14 protein-coding genes are annotated in these 14,505 nt (G+C 34.4%); 10 read left to right on the top strand and 4 right to left on the bottom strand.

Annotated elements, in window-relative coordinates; all coding sequences use genetic code 11:
• Positions 1-10: 10 nt before the first annotated feature.
• Together hemN and ACTU6T_RS02330 are read left to right on the top strand one after the other, a co-directional pair.
• Positions 11-1,375, top strand: coding sequence for an oxygen-independent coproporphyrinogen III oxidase (hemN, locus tag ACTU6T_RS02335; RefSeq protein ID WP_460219656.1), 1,365 nt, complete (start codon positions 11-13; stop codon positions 1,373-1,375).
• Between the two features lie 51 nt (positions 1,376-1,426).
• Positions 1,427-2,248 (top strand): universal stress protein, encoded by an 822-nt coding sequence (locus ACTU6T_RS02330; RefSeq protein WP_460219655.1) that lies wholly within the window; start codon positions 1,427-1,429, stop codon positions 2,246-2,248.
• Between the two features lie 94 nt (positions 2,249-2,342).
• Here ACTU6T_RS02330 and ACTU6T_RS02325 read toward each other — a convergent pair whose 3' ends face one another.
• A complete protein-coding gene (locus tag ACTU6T_RS02325; protein WP_460219654.1) occupies positions 2,343-5,555 on the bottom strand; it encodes a WD40/YVTN/BNR-like repeat-containing protein in 3,213 nt (1,070 codons plus the stop codon).
• Between the two features lie 200 nt (positions 5,556-5,755).
• Between ACTU6T_RS02325 and ACTU6T_RS02320 the strand changes: the two genes are divergently transcribed.
• The 8 genes from ACTU6T_RS02320 (at position 5,756) to ACTU6T_RS02285 (ending at position 12,735) form a co-directional block, all read left to right on the top strand.
• Positions 5,756-6,256, top strand: a complete 501-nt coding sequence (locus ACTU6T_RS02320; protein WP_460219653.1) for a c-type cytochrome — start codon at positions 5,756-5,758, stop codon at positions 6,254-6,256.
• Positions 6,257-6,267: 11 nt separating this feature from the next.
• The gene (locus ACTU6T_RS02315) at positions 6,268-6,843 is read left to right on the top strand and encodes a fasciclin domain-containing protein (RefSeq protein ID WP_460219652.1); all 576 of its coding nucleotides are present in this window, start codon (positions 6,268-6,270) and stop codon (positions 6,841-6,843) included.
• A 27-nt stretch (positions 6,844-6,870) separates the two neighbouring features.
• Positions 6,871-8,841: a Sec-dependent nitrous-oxide reductase gene (gene nosZ, locus ACTU6T_RS02310; protein WP_460219651.1), complete on the top strand. Its 1,971-nt coding sequence runs from the start codon at positions 6,871-6,873 to the stop codon at positions 8,839-8,841.
• A gap of 112 nt (positions 8,842-8,953) precedes the next feature.
• Positions 8,954-9,544: a hypothetical protein gene (locus ACTU6T_RS02305; RefSeq protein WP_460219650.1), complete on the top strand. Its 591-nt coding sequence runs from the start codon at positions 8,954-8,956 to the stop codon at positions 9,542-9,544.
• 37 nt (positions 9,545-9,581) lie between these two features.
• Entirely contained in the window at positions 9,582-10,019 is a 438-nt protein-coding gene (locus ACTU6T_RS02300; RefSeq protein WP_460219649.1) for a nitrous oxide reductase accessory protein NosL, read from the top strand.
• Positions 10,020-10,023: 4 nt separating this feature from the next.
• Positions 10,024-11,259 carry a nitrous oxide reductase family maturation protein NosD gene (locus ACTU6T_RS02295; protein ID WP_460219648.1) on the top strand — a complete coding sequence of 412 codons (1,236 nt, stop codon included), beginning with the start codon at positions 10,024-10,026 and terminating at the stop codon, positions 11,257-11,259.
• A complete protein-coding gene (locus ACTU6T_RS02290; RefSeq protein WP_460219647.1) occupies positions 11,253-11,960 on the top strand; it encodes an ABC transporter ATP-binding protein in 708 nt (235 codons plus the stop codon). Before ACTU6T_RS02295 ends, ACTU6T_RS02290 begins: the two co-directional genes overlap by 7 nt.
• On the top strand, positions 11,953-12,735 hold the full coding sequence (locus ACTU6T_RS02285) for an ABC transporter permease (protein WP_460219646.1): 783 nt from the start codon (positions 11,953-11,955) through the stop codon (positions 12,733-12,735). The genes ACTU6T_RS02290 and ACTU6T_RS02285 overlap by 8 nt, the downstream gene beginning before the upstream one ends.
• A gap of 3 nt (positions 12,736-12,738) precedes the next feature.
• Here ACTU6T_RS02285 and deoD read toward each other — a convergent pair whose 3' ends face one another.
• The 3 genes from deoD to ACTU6T_RS02270 all read right to left on the bottom strand — a co-directional run bounded on the left by deoD (position 12,739) and on the right by ACTU6T_RS02270 (position 14,436).
• Positions 12,739-13,440, bottom strand: a complete 702-nt coding sequence (deoD, locus tag ACTU6T_RS02280; protein ID WP_460219645.1) for a purine-nucleoside phosphorylase — start codon at positions 13,438-13,440, stop codon at positions 12,739-12,741.
• 18 nt (positions 13,441-13,458) lie between these two features.
• Entirely contained in the window at positions 13,459-13,893 is a 435-nt protein-coding gene (locus tag ACTU6T_RS02275) for an RrF2 family transcriptional regulator (protein WP_460219644.1), read from the bottom strand.
• 123 nt (positions 13,894-14,016) lie between these two features.
• Complete coding sequence (locus ACTU6T_RS02270) at positions 14,017-14,436, bottom strand: CBS domain-containing protein (protein ID WP_460219643.1); 420 nt, start codon at positions 14,434-14,436, stop codon at positions 14,017-14,019.
• Between the last annotated feature and the right edge of the window lie 69 nt (positions 14,437-14,505).

Genomic DNA, 14,505 nt, shown 5'->3' with positions numbered 1-14,505 from the left:
TTGTTTAGGTATGTGCAATTCATTAGTCAATAAGTATAATGTGGCTGGCCCTCGTTATACAAGTTATCCAACTGTTCCGTATTGGGACAACGCGTCTTTTTCACTTAAAAAATGGAAAACGTCATTGTCCTTATCCTTTAATGAAAGTAATAGTTCAGAAGGTATTAGCCTGTATATTCACTTACCATTTTGTGAGAGTATGTGCACCTTTTGCGGTTGTAATAAACGTATTACAAAACGTCATGATGTCGAAGAACCATACATAAAGGCAGTTCTCAAAGAGTGGAGTTTGTACTGTGAATTGTTAACTGGTCGTCCAAAAATAAAAGAGCTTCATTTAGGTGGAGGAACTCCAACATTTTTTTCTCCAGAAAATTTAGAGGTCCTTATAAAAGGCATTTTGCGAAAAGCACATTTAGCCGAAGATTATGAGTTTAGTTTTGAAGGGCATCCTAATAATACCACTAAAGCGCATCTACAAACTTTATTTGATTTGGGTTTTACGCGTGTGAGTTTTGGAGTTCAGGATTATAACGACACCGTTCAAAAAGCGATCAATCGCGTGCAGCCTTTTGAAAATGTTAAAGCTGCGACCTTAGCAGCAAGAACTATTGGATATACCTCTATTGGCCATGACATTATTTTTGGCCTGCCATTTCAAACCGAAGCTCATGTAGCAAAAACGGTTGAGCTTACTAAAGCATTAATGCCAGATAGGATCGCATTTTATAGCTATGCTCATGTACCATGGCTGAAAGGTAATGGACAACGCGGTTATAAGGATTCCGATTTGCCTTCTGGTGATTCTAAACGTGCTCAGTATGAATTAGGAAAGGATTTGTTGAGTGCAGCAGGATATCATGAAATTGGAATGGATCATTTTTCTTTAAAAACTGATGCTTTGTATCAAGCGATGAATTCTAATAGCTTACATCGAAACTTTATGGGTTATACAGCTTCTAAAACCCAAGCGATGATTGGTTTAGGAGTTTCTTCTATAAGTGATAGCTGGTATGGTTTCTCTCAAAATGTTAAAGGGATTGAGGAGTATTACCATTTAGTAAACCAAGATATTATTCCTGTATATAGAGGACACATTCTAAGTGATGAAGATCTTATCGTAAGACAGCACATTTTAAATTTAATGTGTCATTTTGAAACCAGTTGGGCCGATCAATCATTATATATTGAAGCTTTAAAAGATATCGTCTTCAAATTACGTGAAATGGAGGAGGATGGCTTAGTTGCATTTGAAAAAGAAGGTCTTAAAATAACACAAAAAGGGCAGCCTTTTGTAAGAAACGTATGTATGGTTTTTGATGTGTTGCTCCAGCGTAACCAACCGCAAACAAAATTGTTTTCAATGACAGTTTAAGTCATGAAACCACACATTTAAATAATATAACAAACACTAAAACATTTTATTATGAATAAGATAATTGTACCAATAGATTTTTCTGAATATTCTGAATACGCATTAGAAACCGCTGCGATTTTAGCAAAACGAAACAACGCCGAATTACTCGTGTTACACATGCTAGAAATTGATAGAGGACGTGTGACAGATTCTAGCAATGAGCATAATGAGAAGATGGTATTCTTCTTGAAATTAGCCGAAAGAAAATTTGACGAATTCTTGTCAAAAGACTATTTAGAGGGTGTGAATGTCACTCCAATTGTAAAGCACTTCAAAGTATTTAGTGAAGTCGCTGAAGTTGCTGAAGAACATGACGCAGATATGATTGTTATGGGGTCACATGGAACCAGTGGCTTATCTGAAATTTTTGTAGGTTCAAATACAGAGAAAGTTGTGCGATACTCAGAACTTCCTGTATTAGTTGTAAAGCAAAAACCTGAAAATTTGAAATTTGATACCGTCACCTTTGCTAGTGATTTTTCAGAGCAAATGGTTGAGCCTTATATTAGGGCACGTCAATTGTTTGATAACATTAAATTAATTCATGTTAATGTGCCAGGAGAAGGCTTTAAGAGTTCTTCGGAAATGGAAGCTAATGTTGTAAGTTTTCTTAATAAAGCTGATGGTAATTTAGATAAGCTGAATGATGTACATTACACGTCTGATTATACAATTGAAAAAGGAATTCTCAACGCGTCTAACTTATTAGGTGCTGATTTGATTGCAGTTCCTACTCACGGAAGAAAAGGCTTAGCACATTTTTTTACAGGCAGTGTTTCTGAAGATGTGGCAAATCATGCGACATTACCTGTGATGACATTTAAAATATAGTTTTAGTTAGTTATTAGACTCCTTTAACTAAAACGGGAAAAGCTTGAGCATTTGCTCAAGCTTTTTTATTTTTTATGATGCTACATTAAAGAGATTAATCTAATTTAAATGCTTTAATATCTTTAAATGGGTTGGTTTGTAGGGCTTCCATTTTTGAGCGATATGGTGCCCAAGTATCATTAAAAAAGGTATTGGTCTCGTTAAGAACTTCTTCCAAAGCTACTTTCGCATTGTTAATCAATGTTGTTTCTGTAGACGAGATACCATTTTGTCGGCTACCAACATAACTTTTAGCTAAATTTAAACGTTGCATCACAGTAACTTCTGGGTTTCTAGTAATCCCTTGGCGTTTGTCTTCTTTGCCTAAGAATTTATTGACAATACTATCAATGCTTTTAACAATGTCGCCAGAGGCTTTGATATCATCCTTGTATTTGTCTTTGTCTAATTTTTTCAATAGCGATTGGTACTCTTTGGCAATCGTTTTGTTTTCTACCAATTGCTTCACGGCATCTGCAGCAGTTTGCTGCATGGACTCTATTGATTTGTAATGATCGTAAACTTGATTAATATTTGCCATTGAGGCTTTAATTCTTGGATCTAATTTTACAGTAACCATAACTTCTGAAGACTGATCTCCAAAGCTCATAACAGCTTTGTAATTTCCAGGTTTAACACCAATACCACTAGGCTCTCTGGTACGTTTTCTGATGCGTTTTGATGGATAATCTACACCAGCTTCGTCCATAAACCATGTCCATTTGTATACGCCAGTTGAATCCGGTGCTTTTTGTTTTAGAGTTCTAATTAAACGATCACCATCATAAATATTGAGATAAAGAGAATCCCATTTTATCTTAGTCTCTTTGATTTCAGAATCGTCTATTTTCTCATCTGTCTTTTGGTCTTTTTTGTCATCTAAAGCTTTTTTCTTCTCCTCAATTTTTACAAAATAAGAAAGCCTAGCTCCATAACCTCTATTTTCACCATGATACATGGCATCTGCTCCAAATCGACTCCCTGTAGGTTGTTGATATGCGGCTTGATACACCACGGGAGGATCAAATAATTTGAGTTTATTATTGATGATTTGTTTATTCTTAGCTATGGCACGTAATGGACGAATATCATCTAATACCCAAGCTGCTCTTCCAAAGGTCCCAATAATTAAATCGTGTTCTCTTTGATGAATAACTAAATCCTTGACAGAAACTGTTGGGAAACCATTGGTCCATTTGGTCCATGAATTTCCTGCATCAAATGAAATATAAAGTCCGTCATCTGTTCCTAAAAATAACAAGTTAGATTCTACAGGGTCTTCTACAATGGATAAGGTATAACTTTGTACATCATTATTATCTACAATACGAGTCCATGTTTTACCGTAATCTTTAGTTCTGTAGGCATAAGGTGTGTAATTAAAACGTCTATAATCGTTAGCTATTAATAAGGCTTCTCCTTTGTTTTTGTTTGAAGCTTTGATTTGAGCAATCCAACTTCCATCAGGAAGTCCTTTGATATTTTTGGTGACATCGTTCCAAGTGTTGCCACCATCTGTTGTGTAATGTACCTTTCCATCATCGGTTCCTACCCAAAGCATATCACGTTCAAGTTCTGAAGGCTCAATAACTAATATAGTGGTATGATTTTCTGCTCCAGTTGCATCCATGGTTAATCCACCGCTTTCGGATTGCTTTTGTTTTTCTGGATTATTGGTGGTTAAATCGGGAGAAATAATTGTCCAAGTATCTCCTTTATCTGTCGATTTATGTACAAATTGACTTCCGAAGTAAATTGTACTATTATTAAACGGGTCTATATTTATAGCAGAGTTCCAGTTAAAACGCAATCTAATGTCTGGATCTGGATGTGTAGGTCTCACTAAATAATTGTTACCCGTTTCCCAATCGTAACGACTCACATAACCTTGTTGACTCATAGACCAACCATAACGTGAGTCGTCTCTGTCAGGAACCACGTCAAAGCCATCACCAAAGCTTATTTCTTGCCAATAACTATTACGAATCCCTTGTACTCTCCATGTATAGGATGGACCTCTCCAAGAACCATTGTCCTGCATGCCTCCATAAACATTGTATGGAATTTCATTATCTACATTAATATGATAGAATTGAGCCACTGGTAAATTTCCAATAAAGCGCCATGATTTACCACCATCTTTGGTAATATTCATACCACCATCATTTCCATCAATCATAAAGTTTCCATTCTTTGGATGAATCCACCAAGCATGATGATCTGGATGAACACCATTACTAACTCCATAAGCAGGCATTAATTGTGTAAAGTTTTTTCCACCATCTTCCGAAACATTAACATAGGTATAAATAGAGTATATTCTATTTTCGTTCTGCGGGTCTACATAGATTTCAGAATAATAAAAAGGTCGGTTTCCGATATCGTTTTTATCATTGATTTTCTGCCAATTGAAACCACCATCTTCACTTTTATAAAGCGCATTTTTCTTAGCTTCTACCAGCGCATAGATAATGTTTGGTTTGTTAGGCGCGATGGCCACTCCAATACGACCTAAATTTCCTTCAGGAAATCCGTCTTTATCTGTAACTTTTTTCCAAGTGTCACCACCATCATAGGTGATATGTAATCCTGAACCTTCTCCACCAGAGTTGAAGAACCATGGATCACGTTTATGCTCCCACATTGCAGCGATTAATTTGTTCGGATTGGTTGGATCCATTACTAAATCTGCTGCTCCTGTTGTATCATTTGCATATAATATTTTGTTCCATGTAAGTCCGCCATCAGTGGTTTTAAATACGCCTCGTTCTGGATGTTCACCCCAAGGCGAACCAATAGCGCCAACATACACAACATCTGGATTTGTAGGATCGATAATGACGCGATGAATATGTCTTGTGTTTTCAAGACCCATAGCTTTCCAACTTTTGCCGCCATCTAGTGATTTAAAAATGCCAAAACCACCATTTAAACTATTTCTTGGATTTCCTTCACCTGTTCCAACCCAGATTACGCTTGGGTTTGACTGTTGAATAGCAACAGCCCCAATCGAGGCAGTAACTTGATCATCAAAAATTGGTGTCCAAGTAATTCCGCCAGATTCACTTTTCCATAAACCACCAGAGGCTGTACCAACATACATAATATCTGGATTGGAATGTACAGCATCTATAGCAGTAACACGTCCAGACATTCCTGCTGGTCCAATATTTCTAGGTGTCATGGTTTTTAATAAATCAAGAGATATGTCCTGTGCAAATAAAGAAAGCGACGCTATAAATAGCGTCAGAAATAGAGATTTTTTCATTTGTTTTTGGTTTAGCTGCTCTAAAGATAAGCAAACACCAGGTCTATATAAAACATCAAGATTGTATTAATGATATTTTAACAAATTTAGGTATTAGAAACTGCTGCTAATTTAATTAGGATAAATTTATCCGAAATATGATAAATGTCATAATTTTTGGCAGTTTTAGTCTCTAAATTTGTGAAATAAATTAACGCAATATGAAGACAACACTAAAACTAATGATGGTATTATTTGTAACACTGCTTATAAGTTGTGGAGGCAAAGAAGAGAAAGAAAAAGAGAAAATTTCTTATGGTAAGAAAGAAGCTCCTGCTAAAGTTGAAACACCAAAAAAAAGTGGGACACCAGCGTCTAAAAAGGTAGATTTAGCAAATAAAGGAGTTGGCCCAATTACTTCTTTGACCCTAAACCCTGAAATCGATCAAAAAATGGCGGCTGAAGGTGCTGAGGTTTTTAAGAAAATGTGTACTGCCTGCCATAGACCCAACAAGAAGTTTATTGGACCAGCTCCAAAAGGATTATTAGAACGTCGTTCACCTGAGTGGATTATGAATATGATTCTAGATCCAGAAGGAATGGTGAAAAATGATCCTCTTGCTAAAGAATTATTGATTGAGTTTAATGGATCTCCTATGGCGAACCAAAACTTAACAGAAGCAGAGGCAAAATCTGTACTAGAATATTTCAGAACACTATAACACTATAAATTATGAGAATAGCCAAAACACTCGTTTTAGTTTTTACATTAGCTGTTTTTGTTTGCTCATGTAAAAATGAAAACAAAGAAGTAACATCGAACTCTACAGTTACCCAAGCTGATAAGGAACCTACAGAAAGAACTGGTCAAGCATTTATCAAAGATGATGGAAGTACGACAGTATTGAGTATTGCAATAGGATCTAAAGACCATTCTACATTGGTTGCTGCCGTTCAAGCAGCACAACTAGAAAATGCGTTAGTAAATGCTGGACCATTGATGGTGTTTGCACCAACTAATGATGCTTTTGCAGCTTTACCTGAAGGAACTGTTGAAAATTTATTACAACCAGAAAATAAAGATGCTTTAGCAAATATCTTAAAGTATCATGTGACTCCTGGAAATTATTCTAAAGACTTTTTAAAGAAGTTTAAGAAACTTGGTCAAGCTAATAATCAATACGTTAATGTAAAAGTAGTAGATGGAGAGCCTATAATTGGTGGTGCAAAAATACTAGGAAGTGTAAAAGCAGGTAATGGCATTGTACACGTAATTGACAAAGTATTATTGCCACCAACCGAAGACTAAAAAAACACTAATCTAATTTAAGTACACATGAAGAATTTATTAAAATTAACTATTGCTCTTGTATTTGTATTTGGTATCTATACGAGCTGTAATAATTCAAAATCATCAGATAATACATCTGGTGCGTTGGCAAGTAATGTTGCCGAAAAAGTATATGTTGCTCCTGGAGAGCATGATGAGTTTTATGCGTTTATATCTGGAGGATTTAGCGGGCAATTATCAGTATATGGTTTGCCTTCAGGGAGACTTTTTAAGGTAATCCCTGTATTTTCTCAAGATGCTGAAAAAGCCTATGGATATAATGAGGAAACCAAGCCCATGCTAAATACATCTCACGGATTTGTGCCTTGGGATGATGCCCATCACCCAGACATTTCTCAAACTAATGGTGTTGTTGATGGACGTTGGGTGTTTATTAACGGAAATAATACTCCAAGAATTGCTAAAATTGATTTGTCAACTTTTGAAACAACTGAAATTATAGAAGTGCCTAATAGTGCTGGTAATCACAGTTCATCTTTTGTTACAGAAAACAGTGAGTATGTAGTAGCTGGAACCCGTTTTTCAGTACCTATTCCTCAGAAAGATATGCCAATAAAGGATTACAAAGGAAACTTTAAAGGATCATTGACGTTTATCTCTGTTGAACCAGAACATGGTCACATGGATATCAAATTTCAGTTAATCATGCCTGGATTTGATTATGACTTAGCGCATCCAGGACGAGGAGCTTCTCATGGATGGTTCTTCTTCTCAACGTATAATTCTGAAGAGGCAAGTACACTTATGGAAGTGAATGCTTCACAAAATGATAAAGATTTTATTGCAGCTGTGAATTGGAAGAAAATTGAAGAGTATGTCAATAATGGTGGTGGAACAAAAATGGCTACCAATTATGCACATAATGTCTACGATGAGTCTACACATATGGCAACATCTACCATGAAAAAAGAAGTACTAACTGTTAATCCGTTAGATGTTCCTGGAGCCGTTTATTTATTGCCAACTCCAAAATCACCTCATGGTTGTGATGTGGACCCTACAGGAGAATATATTGTTGGTAATGGTAAATTATCTGCAAATTTAACTGTACACTCATTTACTAAAATGTTAGATGCTATCGAGAACGAAAAGTTTGCAGGTGATGCTTATGGCATTCCAATCTTAAACTTTGAAGATGTATTGGCAGGTGTTGTAGAACAACCAGGTTTAGGACCTCTGCATACTGAATTTGATGGTAAAGGAAATGCGTATACTACCTTCTTTATTTATTCTGAAGTTGTAAAATGGAAAGTCGGAACATGGGAAGTTTTGGATAGACAACCTTGTTACTATTCTGTTGGTCACTTAATGATTCCTGGAGGTAACTCGCAAAAGCCTTGGGGAAAATATGTCGTTGCCATGAATAAAATTACTAAGGATCGTTATTTGCCAACAGGTCCTGAGGTGACTCAATCGGCTCAACTTTATGATATTTCAGGTGATAAAATGGAATTGTTATTAGATTTCCCAACAATAGGCGAACCACATTATGCTGCTGGTTGTCCTGCCGATTTAATAAAACCGCGTTCTAAAAAGATTTTTAATCTGGAAGATAACAAACATCCATACGTTGCTAAAAGTGAAATGGACACAAAAGTGGTGAGAGAAGGCAATGTTGTTCATGTCTATATGACTACAATTAGAAGTCACTTTTCTCCAGATAATATTGAAGGCATTAAAGTAGGAGATAAGGTCTATTTCCATATTACCAATTTAGAACAAGATTATGATGTGCCGCATGGTGTAAGTATGATTGGAGCCAATACATCTGAATTGTTAATCATGCCAGGACAAACTGAAACCTTCCTTTGGGAACCAAAACAAGTTGGCGTTTGGCCATTTTACTGTACAGATTTCTGTTCGGCACTTCATCAAGAAATGCAAGGTTATGTTAGAGTCTCTCCTGCAAATTCTAATACACCATTAAAATGGTCTTTAGGAGAAGATATTGAATAAACAATTTAGGGGAATTTTGTTTTAGTGTTTATTTCCCTATGACAAAGGCGAGGGTTAACTTTTCGCTCTCGCCTTTCTTTTAAAACACTATAAAATCACTAATTCTCATACGATGAAAAAGTCAAATGCCATCATGCTGCTAGCAGCTATTCTGCCCTTAGGATTGTTTTTATTTCCGCTTTGGAAAATTACGTTAGAAGCGCCTCAATATCCTACACCTTTAGGAATGTATATTCATATCAATGACTTTTCAGATGCGAATCCACATGACATTAAAAATATTAATTTAATGAATCATTATGTTGGAATGCAGTACATACCAGAAGCTATTCCTGAATTTAAAATCTTTCCTGCAGGTATTATTATCACAAGTATTTTGGGATTATTAATTGCATGGAAAGGTAATTATAAGTGGTTTTTGGGCTGGTTTATTTTAATGATTGTTTTGAGCATTGCTGGACTTTATGACTTTTATTTATGGGAACATGATTATGGTCATAACCTCGACCCTAAAGCGATTATGAAATTTACAAATCCAGACGGAACTCAAATGGGATTTCAACCACCACTTTTTGGGAGTAAAGATATTCTCAATTTTAGGGCACATTCATACCCGCAATTAGGAGCATTATTCCTAACTCTAGGCATAGGAGCATCATTTGTTGCTTTTTTGATAGGAAAGAAACAACATAAAATGGTCTAGGTCAAATACTGATTAAAAAACACTAAACACTAAAATCATGAAAACACTAAAATATTATATAAGCATTACATTGCTGTTGCTCTTTTTCAGTTGTAATGTGTCACCTAAACCGATAGATTATGGTAGTGATGGCTGCCATTTTTGTAAAATGACTATTGTAGACAAAGTTCATGCTGCTGAAATCGTCACTAAAAAAGGAAAAGTCTATAAGTTTGATGCAACAGAATGTATGATCAATTTTATGAATGAATTTGACACTTCTGAAATCGCTCTGTATCTATCAAATGACTATACAACACCTGAGATACTTATTGATGCCACTAAGGCTACGTTCCTTATAAGTGAAAATATTCCGAGCCCAATGGGTGCATTTTTATCGGCTTTTGAGCATCAAGTTGATGCGCAACAAGCTCAATCGGAAAAAGGAGGCGATTTATATTCATGGAACGAATTACTAGCACATTTTAAAGACTAGTAAAATGAAAAGCATATTAATTTATTGTTTTGTCATTCTTTGGGTTGGCTATATAAATGCATTTCAGATTGAAGTCTGTGGTAATTGTCCAATTTCAACAGTGAAAGAAGCCATAAGCCTAGCTAAGGACTTTGATACTATTGTTGTAAAAAAAGGCACTTACAAAGAGCATGATATATTAATTGATAAGCCACTTACTATTATTGGTGAAAATTACCCTGTAATAGACGGTGAATTAAAAGGTGAAATTATAACTATTATTTCCGATAATGTTACTGTAGATGGCTTGTTTATAATTAATGTAGGTACTAGTTATACAGAGGATTATGCCGCTATTCGTGTGAGACGCAGTAAACACTTTGTCATTCAAAACTTAGTACTAGAAAAATTGTTTTTCGGAATTTATATTGAGAAATCTAATTACGGAAAAGTGTTTCATAATAAAGTGATTGGTGATGCCGTAGAAGAATATAACTCGGGAAATGGAATACAATTATGGTATAGTAATCATATTGAAATTGAGCATAATTATGTAGAGCATGTTAGAGATGGAATTTATTTAGAGTTCTCAGATGATTGCTTAATTAAGAATAATGTAAGTGCCTTGAATTTGAGATATGGCTTACACTTTATGTTTTCTAATAATGATGTATATCAAGACAATATATTCGAAAATAATGGAGCAGGTGTGGCAGTTATGTTTTCAAAAAAAATCAAAATGTTCAATAATACATTCAAAGAAAATTGGGGAACAGCTTCATATGGTATGCTTCTCAAAGAAATAAACGATGCCGAAATTATTGGTAATACCTTTGAAGAAAATACCATTGGAATTAACATTGAAGGATCAAATCGTATCGTTTATAAACATAATAACTTTAAGAATAATGGTTGGGCAATAAAGGTTAGAGGCGCTTGCTATACTAACCAATTTACAGAGAATAATTTTTTATATAATTCTTTTGACATTGCCTATAATAGTAAAGTAAACGACAACGAATTTGATAAAAATTATTGGAGTAATTATACGGGTTATGATTTAGATAAAGATGGTATAGGTGATGTGCCTTATCGACCTGTAAAGCTATTTTCCTATATCGTAAATCGTACACCAGAAACCATTATTTTATTGCGTAGTATGTTTATTGATATCATAGATTTTTCTGAAAAAGTATCTCCAGTATTTACACCTGATAATCTTTTTGACCTTCACCCACTAACAAAGAAAGTCACATGGTAAATATTATAGGATTACATAAAGCATTTGGAAAGAACCGTGTGTTGAGCGGACTCGATTTAACAATAAATGATGGAGGCATTTTTGCAGTGCTTGGCCCTAATGGTTCAGGAAAGACAACTTTGATTAAATCAATTTTAGGGATGGTTATTCCAGATAAAGGCCACATTAATGTGCTGGGAGAGGATATCAAGAAAAATTCGAAGTATCGACATAAAATAGATTACTTACCACAGATTGCCAATTTCCCAAGTAATTTAAAGGTAAGAGAACTCATTAGAATGATAAAAGATCTTCGGCAAAGTACTGATGACGATGTACGTTTAATTAAACTCTTCAAATTAGAGCCATTTTTAAATAAGAAATTAGGAACACTCTCAGGAGGAACTAAACAAAAAGTAAACATTGTATTAACCTTTATGTTTGATAGTCCGTTAGTGATTTTAGACGAGCCTACTACAGGTTTAGATCCAATATCATTAATACGTTTAAAAGACTTAATCCAAGCCGAAAAAGCTAAAGGTAAAACCATTTTGATTACATCACATATTATGAGTTTTGTTGAAGAAGTTTCCGATGAGATTGTCTTTTTATTAGAAGGTAAGATTTACTTCAGAGGCTCTATTTCAGAATTAAAAACTAAGACCAATCAGCCAGATTTTGAACATGCAATTGCGTCTATATTATCCGATAATCATGCTTAAGATATTAAAATATAGTTTTTTTGATTTAATGCGTAGTCGTTGGAGTTACGTCTATTTTGCATTCTATTTATTGTTAGGAATTGTGCTTTTATTTTTAAATAACGATTTATCAAAAGCTGTCATTACCTTGATGAATGTAATTATTGTTTTAGTTCCTTTAATCGGAACCATTTTTGGTGTCATGTACTATTACAATTCTAAAGAGTTTACTGAACTTCTATTAGCACAACCGTTAAAACGTTCATCTATATTTCTTGGACAATATTTAGGTGTAGCTTTATCATTATCTATAAGTTTGATTTTGGGTTTAGGAATACCATTTGTGTTTTATGGATTATTTAAAAGTAACGTCATTTGGGATTTCTCACTATTACTAATTACAGGAACTTTTTTGACCTTAATTTTTACAGCCTTAGCATTTAATATTGCCTTGTCTAATGAGAATAAGATTAAAGGTTTTGGCTATGCGATCTTGTTGTGGTTATTTTTGGCGGTGATATACGATGGCTTATTCTTAATGACCTTAATTATGTTTGAAGATTACCCTTTAGATAAAATATCATTAATAGGAACCATGCTTAATCCTATAGATCTATCCCGAACATTAATCCTTTTAAAACTAGATATTTCTGCATTATTAGGATACACAGGAGCAGTTTTTAAACAATTCTTTGGGACAAGCTTAGGTCTCATAATATCTTTTGTTATGTTAACAGTTTGGGTAGTATTACCAGTATTTAGAATTATTTATAAATCAAGAAAGAAAGATTTTTAACAGTTAGTCTAAAGTAGATAAAGCTAGTTCAATCATTGTATTAAATGTAGACGCTCTTTCATCTGCTGAAGTGTGTTCTCCAGTAACTAAAGAATCTGAAATTGTTAATATAGACAATGCATTAACGTTATGTTTGGCAGCTATGGTATATAGGCCTGCAGTTTCCATTTCTACACAAAGGACCCCAAAATCTGCCCATTTTTTATAAGATTCATAATCATCCTGATAGAATTCGTCTGAAGACAATACATTTCCAGCTTTGATAGTAATATTATGTAGTTTCGCATATTCAGCAACTTTCATAAATAAGTCAAAATTTGCAGTAGGCGCATAATCGGCATTGATAAACCTTGAATTGTTAATGCCCGAGTTTGACGATGCAGCCATAGCAATAACGATGTCTCTAAGTTTAATGTTTTCTTTATACGATCCAGCAGATCCTACTCTAATTAAGTTTTTGACACCATAATCATTGATAAGTTCATGAGCATAAATTAAGCAGGAAGGAATTCCCATTCCAGTACCTTGTACAGAGACAGGCTTGCCCTTAAAAGTTCCTGTATATCCTAGCATACCCCTAACGTCATTATACAATTTTGGATGATCTAAATAAGTTTCTGCAATCCATTTTGCTCTCATGGGATCTCCTGGTAACAGTACAGTGTCTGCGATATCGCCTTTTTGTGCTTCTATATGTATGCTCATTATAATTTTTTTAGGTGATTAAATTTTTAAAAATGCCGAACCTTGTTGTAAATCTAAAGCCAATTCTTCTAGGTTTGTATGCTCTAGCATATGTTTTAAATTGTGTCTTATCGATTTAAATTTATCATGCAAAGGACAAGGATGTGCCTCGTCGCATTTTTCTAAGCCAAGACCACAACCATTGTAAATACTATTTCCATCTATAGCTTCTACAATTTGTGATAGTTTTATTTTAGAAATGTTTTCTTTTTCGATTTGAAAACCACCATAGGCACCTTTTGAAGAATTTATAATATTGTGTTTAACAAGAGCTTGTAAAATCTTGGCAGTAAAGGCCTGAGGTGAATTAATCTCCTCAGAAATTTTTTTAGGACTCACTCTATGTCCTTCAAATGAGTTTTTGGCAATAAAAATGGATGCCCTAATCGCATATTCGCAAGCTTTTGAAAACATTTAAAAGATATTTTATACAAATAACGAATAATATTTTAATTAGGATACTATTATCTGAATTAAATAATACATCCTGAAAAATCACTTAGACTTTTCAGGATGTAACGTTTTAATGATGACACACTAAAACTGTTCAATCAGGAAATTTATCAAGTCTGTAGTTGTTACAATTCCAACTAAAGCATTGTTGTCAACTACAGGTAATGCATGAAATTCTTTTTTAGCTAATAGTTCTGCAACTTCTTTTATTGTGGTATTTGAACTAATACTTACCAAGTTTTTTGCCATCACTTGTTCAATGGTAAACATATTATATACTACAGTGTCTACATCTTGTTCACCATCATCTATAGCATCGGCAAAGCTAATTCTAAGTAAGTCGGTATAACTCAACATGCCTATAATTTCATCGCCACTTACTACTGGGATATGTCGGATCTTATTTTTTTTGAAAAGAGACTCAGCGATCTCTAAGTTATCTGTTAGATTTAAGGTGATGACCTCTGTGGTCATTATTGCTGAAATTGGTGTTCTTTTTTTCATGGTCTTAGGTTTTAATTCTTTATTAAAGTTACCATTTGACCGTTTTAAAAACTATGATAAATGTCAGTG

The sequence above is a fragment of the Psychroserpens citreus genome (assembly GCF_055686305.1).
The sequence above is the reverse complement of the archived record's forward strand: the minus strand, read 5'-3'. Positions and strand labels throughout refer to the sequence as shown.

Bases quoted from the DNA above. Each gene is read 5' to 3' on its own strand.
- hemN (WP_460219656.1), top strand. From the start codon at position 11: ATGTGCAATTCATTAGTCAATAAGTATAATGTGGCTGGCCCTCGTTAT.
- ACTU6T_RS02330 (WP_460219655.1), top strand. From the start codon at position 1,427: ATGAATAAGATAATTGTACCAATAGATTTTTCTGAATATTCTGAATAC.
- ACTU6T_RS02325 (WP_460219654.1), bottom strand. From the start codon at position 5,555: ATGAAAAAATCTCTATTTCTGACGCTATTTATAGCGTCGCTTTCTTTA.
- ACTU6T_RS02320 (WP_460219653.1), top strand. From the start codon at position 5,756: ATGAAGACAACACTAAAACTAATGATGGTATTATTTGTAACACTGCTT.
- ACTU6T_RS02315 (WP_460219652.1), top strand. From the start codon at position 6,268: ATGAGAATAGCCAAAACACTCGTTTTAGTTTTTACATTAGCTGTTTTT.
- nosZ (WP_460219651.1), top strand. From the start codon at position 6,871: ATGAAGAATTTATTAAAATTAACTATTGCTCTTGTATTTGTATTTGGT.
- ACTU6T_RS02305 (WP_460219650.1), top strand. From the start codon at position 8,954: ATGAAAAAGTCAAATGCCATCATGCTGCTAGCAGCTATTCTGCCCTTA.
- ACTU6T_RS02300 (WP_460219649.1), top strand. From the start codon at position 9,582: ATGAAAACACTAAAATATTATATAAGCATTACATTGCTGTTGCTCTTT.
- ACTU6T_RS02295 (WP_460219648.1), top strand. From the start codon at position 10,024: ATGAAAAGCATATTAATTTATTGTTTTGTCATTCTTTGGGTTGGCTAT.
- ACTU6T_RS02290 (WP_460219647.1), top strand. From the start codon at position 11,253: ATGGTAAATATTATAGGATTACATAAAGCATTTGGAAAGAACCGTGTG.
- ACTU6T_RS02285 (WP_460219646.1), top strand. From the start codon at position 11,953: ATGCTTAAGATATTAAAATATAGTTTTTTTGATTTAATGCGTAGTCGT.
- deoD (WP_460219645.1), bottom strand. From the start codon at position 13,440: ATGAGCATACATATAGAAGCACAAAAAGGCGATATCGCAGACACTGTA.
- ACTU6T_RS02275 (WP_460219644.1), bottom strand. From the start codon at position 13,893: ATGTTTTCAAAAGCTTGCGAATATGCGATTAGGGCATCCATTTTTATT.
- ACTU6T_RS02270 (WP_460219643.1), bottom strand. From the start codon at position 14,436: ATGAAAAAAAGAACACCAATTTCAGCAATAATGACCACAGAGGTCATC.